The 12,664-nt window shown below is 64.0% G+C and carries 8 protein-coding genes and 4 pseudogenes; 11 read left to right on the top strand and 1 reads right to left on the bottom strand.

Going from position 1 to position 12,664, the window contains the following annotated elements; translation table 11 throughout:
* The 7 genes and pseudogenes from BAY1663_RS24840 to htpG form a co-directional block, all read left to right on the top strand.
* Positions 1 to 291: hypothetical protein (locus BAY1663_RS24840; RefSeq protein ID WP_218186690.1), on the top strand; the 291-nt coding region annotated here is incomplete at its 5' end.
* Between the two features lie 65 nt (positions 292 to 356).
* Positions 357 to 1,666, top strand: a pseudogene (gene brnQ / locus BAY1663_RS20345) (branched-chain amino acid transport system II carrier protein).
* A 294-nt stretch (positions 1,667 to 1,960) separates the two neighbouring features.
* Positions 1,961 to 2,685 (top strand): annotated as a pseudogene (locus BAY1663_RS20340) (DUF599 domain-containing protein).
* A gap of 57 nt (positions 2,686 to 2,742) precedes the next feature.
* Entirely contained in the window at positions 2,743 to 3,204 is a 462-nt protein-coding gene (locus BAY1663_RS20335) for a PaaI family thioesterase (RefSeq protein ID WP_037044358.1), read from the top strand.
* Positions 3,201 to 3,644: a PaaI family thioesterase gene (locus tag BAY1663_RS20330; RefSeq protein WP_037044350.1), complete on the top strand. Its 444-nt coding sequence runs from the start codon at positions 3,201 to 3,203 to the stop codon at positions 3,642 to 3,644. Before BAY1663_RS20335 ends, BAY1663_RS20330 begins: the two co-directional genes overlap by 4 nt.
* Before the next feature lie 69 nt (positions 3,645 to 3,713).
* On the top strand, positions 3,714 to 4,955 hold the full coding sequence (locus tag BAY1663_RS20325; protein ID WP_037044348.1) for an MFS transporter: 1,242 nt from the start codon (positions 3,714 to 3,716) through the stop codon (positions 4,953 to 4,955).
* Between the two features lie 119 nt (positions 4,956 to 5,074).
* Positions 5,075 to 6,977: pseudogene (gene htpG, locus BAY1663_RS20320) on the top strand (molecular chaperone HtpG).
* 210 nt (positions 6,978 to 7,187) lie between these two features.
* Here the strand turns inward: htpG and BAY1663_RS20315 are convergent.
* Positions 7,188 to 7,622 carry an OsmC family protein gene (locus BAY1663_RS20315; RefSeq protein WP_037044346.1) on the bottom strand — a complete coding sequence of 145 codons (435 nt, stop codon included), beginning with the start codon at positions 7,620 to 7,622 and terminating at the stop codon, positions 7,188 to 7,190.
* 220 nt (positions 7,623 to 7,842) lie between these two features.
* On the opposite strand from BAY1663_RS20315, the pseudogene BAY1663_RS20310 reads away from it, so the two are divergent.
* The 4 genes and pseudogenes from BAY1663_RS20310 to sstT all read left to right on the top strand — a co-directional run bounded on the left by BAY1663_RS20310 (position 7,843) and on the right by sstT (position 12,636).
* Positions 7,843 to 8,864 (top strand): annotated as a pseudogene (locus tag BAY1663_RS20310) (amidohydrolase family protein).
* Between the two features lie 63 nt (positions 8,865 to 8,927).
* Entirely contained in the window at positions 8,928 to 9,398 is a 471-nt protein-coding gene (locus BAY1663_RS20305) for a DUF3859 domain-containing protein (protein ID WP_037044342.1), read from the top strand.
* Positions 9,399 to 9,559: 161 nt separating this feature from the next.
* Positions 9,560 to 11,185, top strand: a complete 1,626-nt coding sequence (locus BAY1663_RS20300) for a methyl-accepting chemotaxis protein (protein WP_037044339.1) — start codon at positions 9,560 to 9,562, stop codon at positions 11,183 to 11,185.
* A 209-nt stretch (positions 11,186 to 11,394) separates the two neighbouring features.
* Positions 11,395 to 12,636 (top strand): serine/threonine transporter SstT, encoded by a 1,242-nt coding sequence (gene sstT, locus BAY1663_RS20295; RefSeq protein ID WP_037044336.1) that lies wholly within the window; start codon positions 11,395 to 11,397, stop codon positions 12,634 to 12,636.
* Positions 12,637 to 12,664: the final 28 nt, after the last annotated feature.

The raw sequence follows: 12,664 nt of genomic DNA, 5'->3' as shown, positions 1-12,664 counted from the left end.
TTCACGGCGCCTGCTGCTTTTGTGGGAGGCCCGACCTCGGGGCGATGCTTTTGGGCTTCAAGCTTCAGTCTGCAATCATTCTGCGGAACGATGCTTTTCGCGGGCGATGCCGACGATCTGAGCGGCATCGATGACCGCACCATGGCATCATTGCCATGCTTCATTCATACGTTTGTTCGCTCCACAAGAGCGGCGGCGTGCAAGAGGATTCGGCCCAACCGGCTGAATGACGTTTCCCCTTATCCCGAAGGAAACCCGTATCTCCATCCTCAGGCCGTCATGAAATGCTGACGCACCGCGGTTGCGGTGCGCATCGCGTTGGCGACGCCGTCATTTGCTCTGGTAGTTTTTTCTGCATGAATCGTTTGAAAGGTTTTGACCTGCTGGCCCTTGGCTTCATGACGTTTGCGCTGTTTCTCGGCGCTGGCAATATCATCTTCCCGCCTAGCGCCGGCATGGCCGCGGGCGAGTTCATCTGGCGCGCGGCATTCGGCTTCCTGCTCACCGGCGTCGGCCTGCCCTTGCTCACGGTGGTGGCACTGGCCCGGGTCGGCGGCGGCATGGACCGGCTCACGGCGCCGCTCGGCAAGATTGCCGGCACCTTGCTCGCGGTTGCGGTCTACCTGGCCATCGGGCCCCTGTTCGCCACGCCGCGGACCGCTGTCGTCTCCTTCGAGATGGGCATCGCGCCCTTCAGCGGCAATGCCGATATGCCGCTGTTCGTCTACACGCTGGTGTTCTTCGCGGCCATGCTGTTCCTGGTCCTGAATCCCGGGCAACTGGTCAACCGCATCGGCAAGTTCATCACCCCGGTGCTGCTGGCCGCGCTACTGGTGCTCGGTGGTGCCGCGATCTTCGCGCCGGCTGGCGAGGTAGGTGCCACCGCCGACGGGTATCGCCATGCGCCCCTGATCAAGGGGTTTCTCGAAGGCTACCTGACCATGGATACCTTGGTGCGCTGGTTTTCGGGATCGTCATCGCGACCGCCATCCGTGATCGGGGCGTGGACGAGCCGGCGCTGGTGACCCGCTATTCGATGGTCGCTGGAGTGATCGCGGCGATTGGCCTGTCGCTGGTTTACCTGGCCTTGTTCTATCTCGGTGCCACCAGCCAGGGCATTGCGGCTGGCGCCGAGAATGGCGTCCAGATCCTGACGACGTATGTGCAACACACCTTCGGCACGCCCGGCAGTCTGTTGCTGGCCGTGGTGATCACGCTGGCCTGCCTGACCACCGCCGTGGGTCTGACCACGGCGTGCGGGGAGTTCTTCAGCGGGTTGCTGCCGGTTTCCTATCGCACGGTGGTGATCGTTTTCGCCTTGTTCAGCCTGCTGGTGGCGAACCAGGGGCTGACGCAGCTGATCAGCGTATCGGTGCCGGTACTGGTGGGCTTGTATCCGCTGGCGATCGTGCTGGTGGCGCTGAGCCTGCTCGACCGCTTCTGGCTGTCGTCGTCGCGCGTGTTCGTGCCGGTCATGGCGATCACCTTGATCTTCGGCGTCGCCGATGGGCTGGCCGCCGCGGGACTCAGCGGCTGGGTGCCGGAACTGTTCACCCAACTGCCGTTCGCGGATCAGAGCATGGGTTGGCTACTGCCGGTGCTGGTGATGTTGCTGCTGGCTATCGCCGCTGATCGCATGCTCGGTCGCCCCGCCCTGGAGCGCTAGAAGCAGAGCAGCCTTTCATGGGGTGGGCTTCCCCACGCGTCTGCTGGGCATGACGCGGCTTACCCTGTTCGCACCGTTGTGGGAGCCCACTTGCGGGCGAACAGCGGCGGCGCATGGCGCCGATCGCCAGCAAGCTGGCTCCTACGCACTATGCGGCTCTTGCCCATGCGCTTGCACCCTATGGAGCGTGCGCGGAGCCCACCGCTTTTCGAGGCGGCGGTACTGCCAGGCCGTATGCTTCACTGTGCGAGAGCGGTGCTGGCTATAATCCCGTGCAGTTTTCGAGGACGCCCCATGACGTTTTCCAGTCAAACCCTGCCGCATCTGATCGCCGTCGTCTGGTTCATTGCCTGCTGGGCGGGCTATACCCGCTATGCGAGCTGGCGCGGGCGCGATACCGCCTGCCTGGCCAGCGTGCTGCACCTGTACCGGCAGGACTGGATGCAACGCCTGCTGCTGCGCGACAACCGTATCGCCGACGCCAATGTGATCGGCAACCTGGAGCGCAACGCCTCGTTCTTCGCCTCCAGCACGCTGATCATCCTTGCCGGCGTCCTGACCGTGCTGGGGGCGTCCGACCGTGCGGTTTCCCTGCTGGCCGATCTGCCTTCGTACAGCCGGCCAGCCGTGGGCTGTCGGAGATCAAGCTGCTCTGCCTGGCCGTCGTCTTCGTCTATGCCTTCTTCACTTTCAGCTGGTGCATGCGCCAGTACAACTTCGCCGCCGTGCTGGTGGCTTCGGCGCCGATGGTGGGGGAGCGCAACGTCAGCGATCAGGAGCGCAAGGCCTTCGGCGAGCGCGCGGCGCGGGTGGTTTCCATGGCTGCCAACCAGTTCAACTTCGGCCTGCGTGCCTATTATTTCGGCATGGCGACGCTGGCCTGGTTCATCCATCCGTGGTTCTTCATGGTCGTCACCGCCGGCGTGGTTTTGATCCTCTACCGCCGCGAATTCCATTCGGACGTGCTCGAGGTGATGGTATTCACGCCAACTTCACCTGCCGAGGCGCCCAAGGAATAGGGCGGGGCATGGCAAGGCGGTATCATGCCCGGCTCGATCCAACTTCCGAGGGCTCGAATGAGCGATAGCCAGATACTCGAGCGCACCCAGCGCTTCCTATCCTTCCTGCGGCATTGCCAGGTGCTCGGGCTGCGCGTCGAACACGCCGATAGCCGTGGGCTCACCCTGCGTCTGCCCTACAGCGAGAAGATCGTCGGCAACCCCGAGACCGGAGGCATTCATGGTGGCGCGATCACCACGCTGATGGACACCACGTGCGGCATCTCCACCGCGTGCGCCCTGCCGGAGCTGGAAGTGTGCCCGACGCTGGATCTGCGCATCGACTACATGCACCCGGCCGAGCCTGGCCATGACATCTTCGGTTTCGCCGAGTGCTACCGGGTTACGCCTACCGTGATCTTCACCCGTGGCGTGGCCTACCAGCACGACATCAACGAGCCCATCGCCCATGTGGTCGGCACCTTCATGCGCATGGGCAAGGCCGCCCAGGGCGGGCTGGGCAAGGAGGGCGCGGTATGAACAGCCTCGACCTCAGCGCCCTGGTGCAGCAGGCGCATGCCAGCAACGACTACGATCCGCTGATCAGGCTGGTGCCGTACGCCCGGCTGATCGGCATCGAGTGCCTGCGTCTCGGCGACGAGATGGTGTTCCGCCTGCCGCAGAACGAGGACAACATCGGCAACCCGCTGCCGGCCATCCATGGCGGTGTCATCGCCGGCTTCATGGAGCACGCGGCGATGCTGCATCTGCTGATGTTCATGGGCGCGCCACATTTGCCCAAAATCATCGACTTCTCGATAGATTATCTGCGTGCCGGTCACTATCGTGACACCTTCGCTGCCTGCCAGGTCTGGCGCCAGGGCCGTCGTGTCGCCAATGTGGCGATCACCGCCTGGCAGACCCGTCAGGCCGAACCCATCGCCACTGCCCGCTGCCACTTCAAGATCGACGAGCCCTGAGGCATTCGTCCCGAAAGGTGCGCCGCGGCGCGGCGGCCACCCTCGTGCGAATCGCGTCAAGGAACCCGAATGGAAGCACTGTTGATACTCGGCGGCTTGCTGCTGCTTCTCGCCGGCGTCATCTGGCTGATCAGCCAGGCGTTTGCCACGAGCCTGCTGTGGGGGTTGGGCAGCCTGCTACCGCCTATCACCCTGGCTTTCGTGTTCCGCCACTGGCGCGTGGCGCGCAAGGCGATGTTTCTTTCCGGCCTGGGCTTCATTCCCCTGGTGGTCGGGTTGTCGCTACTGGCCAATCGCGATGCGGATCGCCTGGCGGCGATATTCAGCCTGCGCTGGCTGCCCGCCCAGGTGCAGCCGGAGCTGAGCATCGGCCTGCGCGGACAGCTCAACGGTCGCGCCTTCAAGCCGCAACAGGGCGAGTTCATCAACGGCGTGCTGACGCTGCGTGAGGGCCAGGGCTTCTTCGCCCGCCAGGAGGTCACCATCCGCTTGCCCGAGCCGGTCGAAGGCGCCTTGCGCCTGGATGTGCTGCCCGATGATGTCGGGGCGCTGCCCGAGGTCGAGATCGCCTGGCTGGGGCCTGAACAGGAACTGCCCGAGACGCGCCGGCTGGATCGCGGCTACACGCTTCATCTCGACTTGCTGCCAGAGCCGCCGAACAGGCTGAAGGGGGATTTTCATCTGGTGCTGCCTCCCCAGTACCGGACCAGCCTCAACGGTGATGTCGAGCTGTTCAGCGACCGGCTGCGCTACCGGAACGGCCAGGTCGACCGCCGGCATGACTCGCGCGACACCATCGCCTACGTGGTCACGAACTATCTGCAGCGCCGCCATGCCAGCCCCGATGTGGAGTTGCAGTCGCTGCCGGCCTTGGTTCTGCCGGCCAACGAGCTCGCGCTCGAGGTGCAGGCGACGGTCAAGGGCCAGGCGCAGGCCTTTGCGCTGCAGCTGGGCAAGAATGAGCAGGGCTGGTACGTCAGGGGCGACGACTATCCTGCATTGCCGGCAGCGCAGAGCGAGCCGAGAAAGACCGATACCGTCGCCGAGCCTCCGCAGGTCGCCGCGGCTCCAGCGAGCGGCGTCGACCGCCGGCTGCGCTTTTCCATGGCGCGGCTGTTGCGCAATCCCGCGCGCTACGAACACCTGCGGGTGCGCGCGCATACCGAGCGCGGCGGCGTCGCCGAAGGGCGTTTCGCCGGTATCGACAGTGAGGGCCACCTGATCATCAGGCGGGTCATCCAGGGCCCGGGGGAGGCGACCTACAACCTGACGCCGGCGGAGATCGTCCTGCTCGAACTGATGGAGCCCTGACCATTCCGGCCGGCACCGTTTCGCGTCGACCCCCTTGAAATCCCCCCTCGAACCCCCATCTGCCAGACATCGCCGCAGCCGCGGTCCTTGCCATTGAGATGATGTGGAGTTCGTAGACGATGAGTGTGGAGACTCAAAAAGAAACCCTGGCTTCCAGACCGAAGTGAAGCAGCTGCTTCACCTGATGATCCATTCGCTGTACTCGAACAAGGAAATCTTTCTTCGCGAGCTGATTTCCAACGCCTCCGATGCCGCCGACAAGCTGCGCTTCGAAGCCCTGGCCAAGCCGGAGCTGCTCGAGGGCGGCGCCGAGCTGAAGATTCGCCTCAGCTTCGACAAGGACGCCAAGACCGTCACCCTCGAAGATAACGGCATCGGCATGAACCGCGACGACGTGATCGCGCATCTGGCACCATCGCCAAGTCCGGCACCGCCGACTTCCTGAAGAACCTCTCCGGCGACCAGAAGAAGGATTCGCACCTGATCGGCCAGTTCGGTGTCGGCTTCTACTCCGCCTTCATCGTCGCCGACAAGGTCGACGTGTACAGCCGCCGTGCCGGTACGCCGGCCAGCGAAGGCGTGCACTGGTCGTCGAAGGGCGAGGGCGAGTTCGAAGTCGCCACCGCCGACAAGCCCGAGCGCGGCACGCGCATCGTCCTGCACCTGAAGAAGGGCGAAGAGGAATTCGCCGACGGCTGGCGCCTGCGCAACATCGTCAAGAAGTACTCCGACCACATCGCGCTGCCGATTGAACTGCCGAAGGAATTCCATGGCGAGGAGAAGGACAAGCCAGCCGAGCCGGAATGGGAAACCGTCAACCGCGCCAGCGCGCTGTGGACCCGTCCGCGCAGCGAGATCAAGGACGAGGAATACCAGGAGTTCTACAAGCATGTCGCGCATGACTTCGAGAATCCGCTGTCCTGGAGCCACAACAAGGTCGAGGGCAAGCTGGAGTACACCTCGCTGCTCTACGTGCCCGGCCGCGCGCCGTTCGATCTCTACCACCGCGAGGCGCCCAAGGGCCTGAAGCTCTACGTGCAGCGCGTGTTCATCATGGACCAGGCCGACGAGTTCCTGCCGTTGTACCTGCGTTTCATCAAGGGCGTGGTGGACTCCAACGACCTGTCGCTCAACGTTTCCCGCGAGATCCTGCAGAAAGACCCAGTCATCGACTCGATGAAGTCGGCGCTGACCAAGCGTGTGCTGGACATGCTGGAGAAGCTGGCCAAGGACAAGCCGGAAGACTACAAGAACTTCTGGGCGCAGTTCGGCCAGGTGCTCAAGGAAGGCCCGGCGGAAGATTTTGCCAACAAGGAGAAGATCGCCGGCCTGCTGCGCTTCGCCTCCACCAGCGACGCTTCGGGCGAGCAGTCGGTGTCCCTGGCCGATTACCTGGGCCGGGTGAAGGAAGGGCAGGACAAGATCTACTACCTCACCGGCGAAAGCCATGCGCAGGTCAAGAACAGTCCGCACCTGGAGGTGTTCCGCAAGAAGGGCATCGAGGTGCTGCTGCTCACCGATCGCATCGACGAGTGGCTGATGAGCTATCTCACCGAGTTCGACGGCAAGCAGTTCGTCGACGTCGCCCGCGGCGACCTGGACCTGGGCAAGCTGGACTCGGAAGAGGACAAGAAGGTCCAGGAGGAAATCGCCAAGGCCAAGGAAGGGCTGATCGAGCGCCTCAAGGGTGCGCTGGGCGAGGAAGTCGCCGAGGTCCGGGTTTCCCACCGTCTGACCGACTCGCCGGCGATCCTCGCCATCGGCGAGCAGGACCTTGGCCTGCAGATGCGCCAGATCCTCGAGGCCAGCGGGCAGAAGGTGCCGGAGTCCAAGCCGATCTTCGAGATCAACCCGCAGCACCCGTTGATCGAGAAGCTGGATGCCGAGCCGGACGAGGACCGTTTCGCCGATCTGTCGCACATCCTCTTCGACCAGGCGGCCCTGGCCGCCGGCGACAGCCTCAAGGACCCGGCCGCCTATGTGCAGCGGCTGAACAAACTGCTGGTCGAGCTCTCCGCCTGATTCGATAGCGGTAAACGAGAAGGCCCGTCCCGGAAAGTCGCTCATGTGAGTGAATGACGACCCGGACGGGCCTTTGGCTTTCTGGCAGGCCTGCGGCCTGCATCGCCGCGAGGGCGCGCCTACAAGCTCCGGGGGGGGGGTACCGCCTGCTTTCGTGGGAGGCCCGCCCCCGGGGCAATGCCTTAAGGCTTCAAGCTTTCGGATTCCCCTTCAAAGCAGTTGGCTGACGAAGCGGGTGCCGTGGGTGAGGTTGTCGGCCACCGGGCAGCGCTGTTCGATCTGCTTGAGCAGGGCCTGCTTGCCGGCCTGGTCCAGGTCGGCGTCGATCTCCACCTTCACCCGCAGCTCGTGGAAGCCGGGACGTGCCTCGGGGTCGCGGCCGAGCAGGCCGGCCGGATCGTAGTCGGCTTCGATCTCGAAGCGCATACCGCGCAGTTCGATCTTCTGCTGGTGGGCGATGATGCGGCCGATGGTGCCGAAGCAGCCGGCTACCGTAGCCAGGATGGCTTCCAGCGGGGTCGGGCCAAGGTCCTGGCCGGCTGCATTCTTCGGCTGATCCATGATCAGGCGATGGTTGCCACACTTCACCTCGATGGCCATGCCCGCATTCATCTGCCCACGCGCGCTGATGGTTTTCATTGCCATGCGTTTCGTCCTTTCCGATGCTGAAGGGCCGCCGATGCGCGGCAGCGTCGCCGCGATACTAGTGTCATGCCGTCGGACGAGCCTTGACTCTTGTCAAATACGGTGGGGGGTATATTGATGCGCGTAACGAAGACCATCGTGCGTGCCTGCCCGGCCAACGAAGCTGAACGGTCGGTTCCGGCGGGGGTCTACTCGCTTGGCTTGTCAGGAGGACCGTCAGTTGTTCATTTCTCGATTCTGGGTCACCGCGTTTGTTCTGCTGGCCCCCCTCGCGGTAGCCGAGGCCCGCGATTACCGCTACAGCGATGCGCATCTGCACTACGTGGATTTTTCCAGGAAACCGACGGCATGCACAAGCTGCTCGAAGCGATGGACGCCGGGAATATCGAGCACGTGATGATCAGCGGAATCCCCGTGGCGAAAAAATGGCACGAGAACGAACCCAAGCGTCCACGCTACTACGCGGGTGACGATGCGCCGGTGTACTGGTACAGCGCCACCGACGTGCTGGTCGCGGCGGCCCTGGAGGAACTCGACGAGCAGCAGCGTACGCGCTTCCATCCGTTTCTCTCCGGCTTCAACCCCAACGACAAGAATGCCGATGCCCATATCCGGCGCATGCTGGAGCTGCATCCAGGCCTCTGGCAGGGGCTGGGCGAGATCTTCACCCGGCATGACGACGTCACCGCGCTGACCGAAGGCGACACGCCGCGAGCCAATAACGAGGCGTTGGCCCGCGTCTATCACCTGGCCGCGGAATTCGACCTGCCGGTCATGCTGCACTCCAACATCACCTCCAAGCGCGAGCGCAATCCGCTGTATCTGGTCGAGCTCGAAGAGCCGCTGCGCAATCACCCACATACCCGCTTCATCTGGGCGCATGCCGGGACCAGCATGGAACTGCATCGGCATCAGCAGAAGCTGGATTTCCTGCTGCCGACGGTGAGCCGCCTGCTGGATGACTATCCGAACCTGTATATCGACCTCTCCTGGACCATGTTGCGGCCGTATCTGCTGAACAAGGAGGGTGAGCCCGATGCCGACTGGCTGAAGCTGGTCGAGCGCCACCCCACGCGCTTCGTGCTCGGCTCGGATGTGGTCGGGCGGTTCGGCAGCCTGGCCGAAGGCATGCAGGCCTTCGCCCCGTTCCTCGACGCACTGCCGGAAGAGGTCGCCCGGCAGGTGGCCCGGGACAACTTTCTCGCCATCCTGCCGCGCAAGCGCCAGGCCGAGGTTCGCTGAGCTGTCATCAGACGGTCACTGCCACGTCATAGGCTTTCGGTTCCCACAATGCAGGAGCGTGACATGCAGCGGTTTCGTGTGATTTCCCTGGCTGGCCTGATGGCGCTGGCTGGCATGGCGACGGCGGATGTGACGGTCGAAGGTCCCGTGGAGCATGGCCTGTTCGTCAGCCCCCAGCAGGAGCTGCAACCCGGCGAGCGGATTCTCAGCCGCAGCAACCAGAGCATCGAGCCCACCAGCCATATTCAGGCCCGGCTCGGTACCAAATTCGGCATGCGTTACAGCCTGAGCGGCAAGCGTGAAGGCGATACGCCGCTGACCCTGCTTTACCTGACGCCGGGCGTGGTGACGCCGGATGGTCAGCGCCACGACAAGTTCGAGGTGCTGCAGAAGCTGGTACCGGATGCGCCGCAGGATGTCATGGCGTTCGAGTTCACCGAGCGTCACGAGATGGTGCCCGGCGAGTGGCATTTCATGGTTTTCCAGGGGGACCGCAAACTGCTCGAGCAGACCTTTCAGGTGGGCGCTCCGTAATGGCGTTTCGCCGGGCGATGATCAGCCGACCGTTGGTCGGATAGTGTGGCAAGTAGCGCAGTAAATTGACGGCGGAATTCAAGCAGGCCTGCCTAGCTCCCGATAAATGAAGCAAGTCACGGTCGGTGACGCTGTTTCATTTTCATGGAGAAGGTAGTCCCATGTTCATTCGCACATTCACCATCGGTAAGCGTTCCGCGCTGGGCTTCGGCCTGATCGGCCTGCTCGTCCTGCTCCTCAGCCTGTTCGCGCTGAACCAGATGAGCAACATGCGCAAGGAGAGCAGGGAGGTCGACGAGAACTGGTTGCCCAGCATCATGGCGCTCAGCGACCTCAATCTCACGGTGCTGCGCATACGCGTGCTCACCTTGCGCATGACGCATGCCAGAGACCCGCAAGTGCTGCAGGGCATGGCACAGCGCCTGACGCAGTTGCGAACCGAGGTGGCCGAGCACGATGCCCAGTACGCCAGGCTGCTGACGACTGCGGAGGAGAAGGCGGCGTATCAGCGCTTCAAGCAGGCCTTCGAGCAATACCTGCCGCTGCAGCAGCGCACCACCGATCACATGCTTCGCGGTGAGCATGAACAGGCCGTGGCAATCATCAACGGCGCGATCAACCAGCATGCCGATAACGTGACCGCCTCGCTGAGCGAACTTCAGGGCATCAACAATGACGAGGCCGGCCGGGCTGCCGACCGCGCGTCGGCGCAGTACGACACCGCATTTGAAGGCGTCGTGGCGACGCTGGCGCTGGTGGCTGGCATTACCGTCATTCTTGCCTGGGTGTTCACCCGCAGCATCGTCGGCCCGCTGGGGACGGCAGTCACCGTGGCCGAGCGCATCGCCGGCGGCGACCTGACCGGCGATTTCGTCGTTGACGGCAAGGACGAGCCGGCGCGCCTGCTGGCGGCGCTCAAGTCCATGCAGGAAAGCCTGCGCAGCACCATCCAGGGGATTTCCGACTCGTCCAACCAGCTGGCCTCCGCCGCTGAAGAACTGAACGCGGTGACCGAGGATTCCACCCGTGGCCTGCACCAGCAGAACCACGAGATCGAGCAGGCTGCAACGGCGGTCAACGAGATGACCGCGGCGGTGGACGAGGTGGCGCGCAATGCCGTGGCGACTTCCGAGGCCTCGCGTGAGTCCGATGCCACCGCCCAGCACGGTCGCCAGCAAGTGATTCGCACCGTTGATTCGATCGGTACGCTGGCCGATGACGTGACGAGCACCGCAGCAGAGGTCGAACAACTGGCCGTACAGGTGCGCGACATCAGTAAAGTGCTCGATGTGATTCGCTCGATTGCCGAACAGACCAACCTGCTGGCGCTCAATGCGGCCATCGAGGCGGCCAGGGCAGGGGACGCCGGCCGCGGCTTCGCTGTGGTGGCCGACGAGGTGCGGGCGCTGGCGCACCGTACCCAACAGTCCACCCGGGAAATCGAACAGATGATCGATGGCGTCCATCTGGGGACGGACAAGGCGGTGCAAGCCATGCAGCTCAGCAATGAGCGCGCGCGTACCACCCTGGAGCTCGCCCGCGCTGCCGGAGAGGCGCTGGACGGTATCGCCGTCGCCATCAACCGGATCAGCGAACGCAACCTGGTCATTGCCAGCGCTTCCGAGGAGCAGGCCCAGGTTGCCCGCGAAGTCGATCGCAACCTGGTCAATATCCGCGATCTTTCGCTGCAATCCTCCGCCGGGGCGAATCAGACCAGCGCGGCGAGTCAGGAACTGGCCCGCCTGGCCGTCGACCTGAACGCGCTGGTGGCACGCTTCCGCGTCTGACGCGCCGGGCCCGGCAGCGTATCGCCATCTGCCGGGCCCGGGTTCTCGGCGGCTTCGAGACGCGTTGCGCTGTCGCAGGGTGGCGGCAATGCTGGGCATCTTTCGCCGAGGGGCGTACCATCCGGCGTTTTTTAGCGGACGGGCGGCAGCAATGGATAGCCATGCCTGAAAGATGCCGTCCGGCCTATTCAACGCACCGAGATGCGCCCATGTCTGATCTGCCAACCCGACTTTTCCGATTTCTCAACCGCACCAGCCTGGTCCTCCAGATTGTCGTCGGCCTCATTGCCGGCTGCATCGTCGCGCTGGCCTTCCCGCCGGCGGCGAAATCGCTGAGCCTGCTCGGCGATCTGTTCGTCCAGGCGCTGAAGGCCGTCGCGCCGGTACTGGTCTTCGTGCTGGTTACCGCTTCGCTGGCCAATCACAAGCGCGGCCAGCCGACCCATATTCGGCCGATCATCCTGCTTTACGCGCTGGGTACGCTGAGTGCTGCAGCGGTGGCGGTGGTGGCCAGTTTCCTGTTTCCCACCAGTCTTACGCTGGCCAGCGAGGCGGCCGATATCACCCCGCCTTCGGGAGTGGGGGCAGTATTGCAGACGCTGCTCTTCAGCATCGTGGACAATCCGGTCCGCGCCCTGATCAACGGTAATTTCATCGGCATCCTGGCCTGGGCGATCGGTCTCGGCTTCGCATTTCGTCACGCCAACGAGACCACCCGCCACCTGATCGCCGATCTGTCCGAGGGCGTGACGCTGATCGTCAAGGTGGTGATCCGCTTCGCCCCGCTGGGTGTGTTCGGCCTGGTGGCGGGCACGCTTGCCGAGTCCGGGTTCGAGGTGTTGCTGGGCTATCTGCAACTGCTGCTGGTGCTGGTCGGCAGCATGCTGTTCATGGCGCTGGTGATGAACCCGTTGATCGTCTACTGGCAGATCCGGCGCAATCCGTACCCGCTGGTGTTCACCTGCCTGCGCGAAAGCGGTATCACCGCCTTCTTCACGCGCAGTTCGGCGGCCAACATTCCGGTGAACATGCAGTTGTGCCAGCGCCTGGGTTTGCACAAGGACACCTACTCGGTCTCGATCCCGCTGGGCGCGACGATCAACATGGGCGGCGCTGCGATCACCATTACCGTGCTGACGCTGGCGGCGGTGCATACGCTCGGCATCCAGGTGGATGTTCCGACCGCGATCCTGCTCAGCCTGCTGGCCGCGGTCTGCGCCTGTGGCGCCTCGGGCGTGGCCGGCGGGTCGCTGCTGCTGATTCCGCTGGCCTGCAGCCTGTTCGGTATCTCCAATGACCTGGCGATGCAGGTGGTGGCGGTGGGCTTCATCATCGGCGTGGTGCAGGATTCCGCGGAAACGGCGCTGAACTCGTCCACCGATGTGCTGTTCACGGCGGCTTCCTGCATCGCCCACGGCGATATTCCCTCGCCCGAAGACGAGGCTGTCTAGGGTCTGTTGCCGTTTCGTTCGCGGCCGT

This window comes from Pseudomonas sp. BAY1663, assembly GCF_000582595.1.
GTDB lineage: Bacteria > Pseudomonadota > Gammaproteobacteria > Pseudomonadales > Pseudomonadaceae > Stutzerimonas > Stutzerimonas stutzeri_AF.
This window is presented reverse-complemented; position numbering and strand designations above follow the sequence as displayed.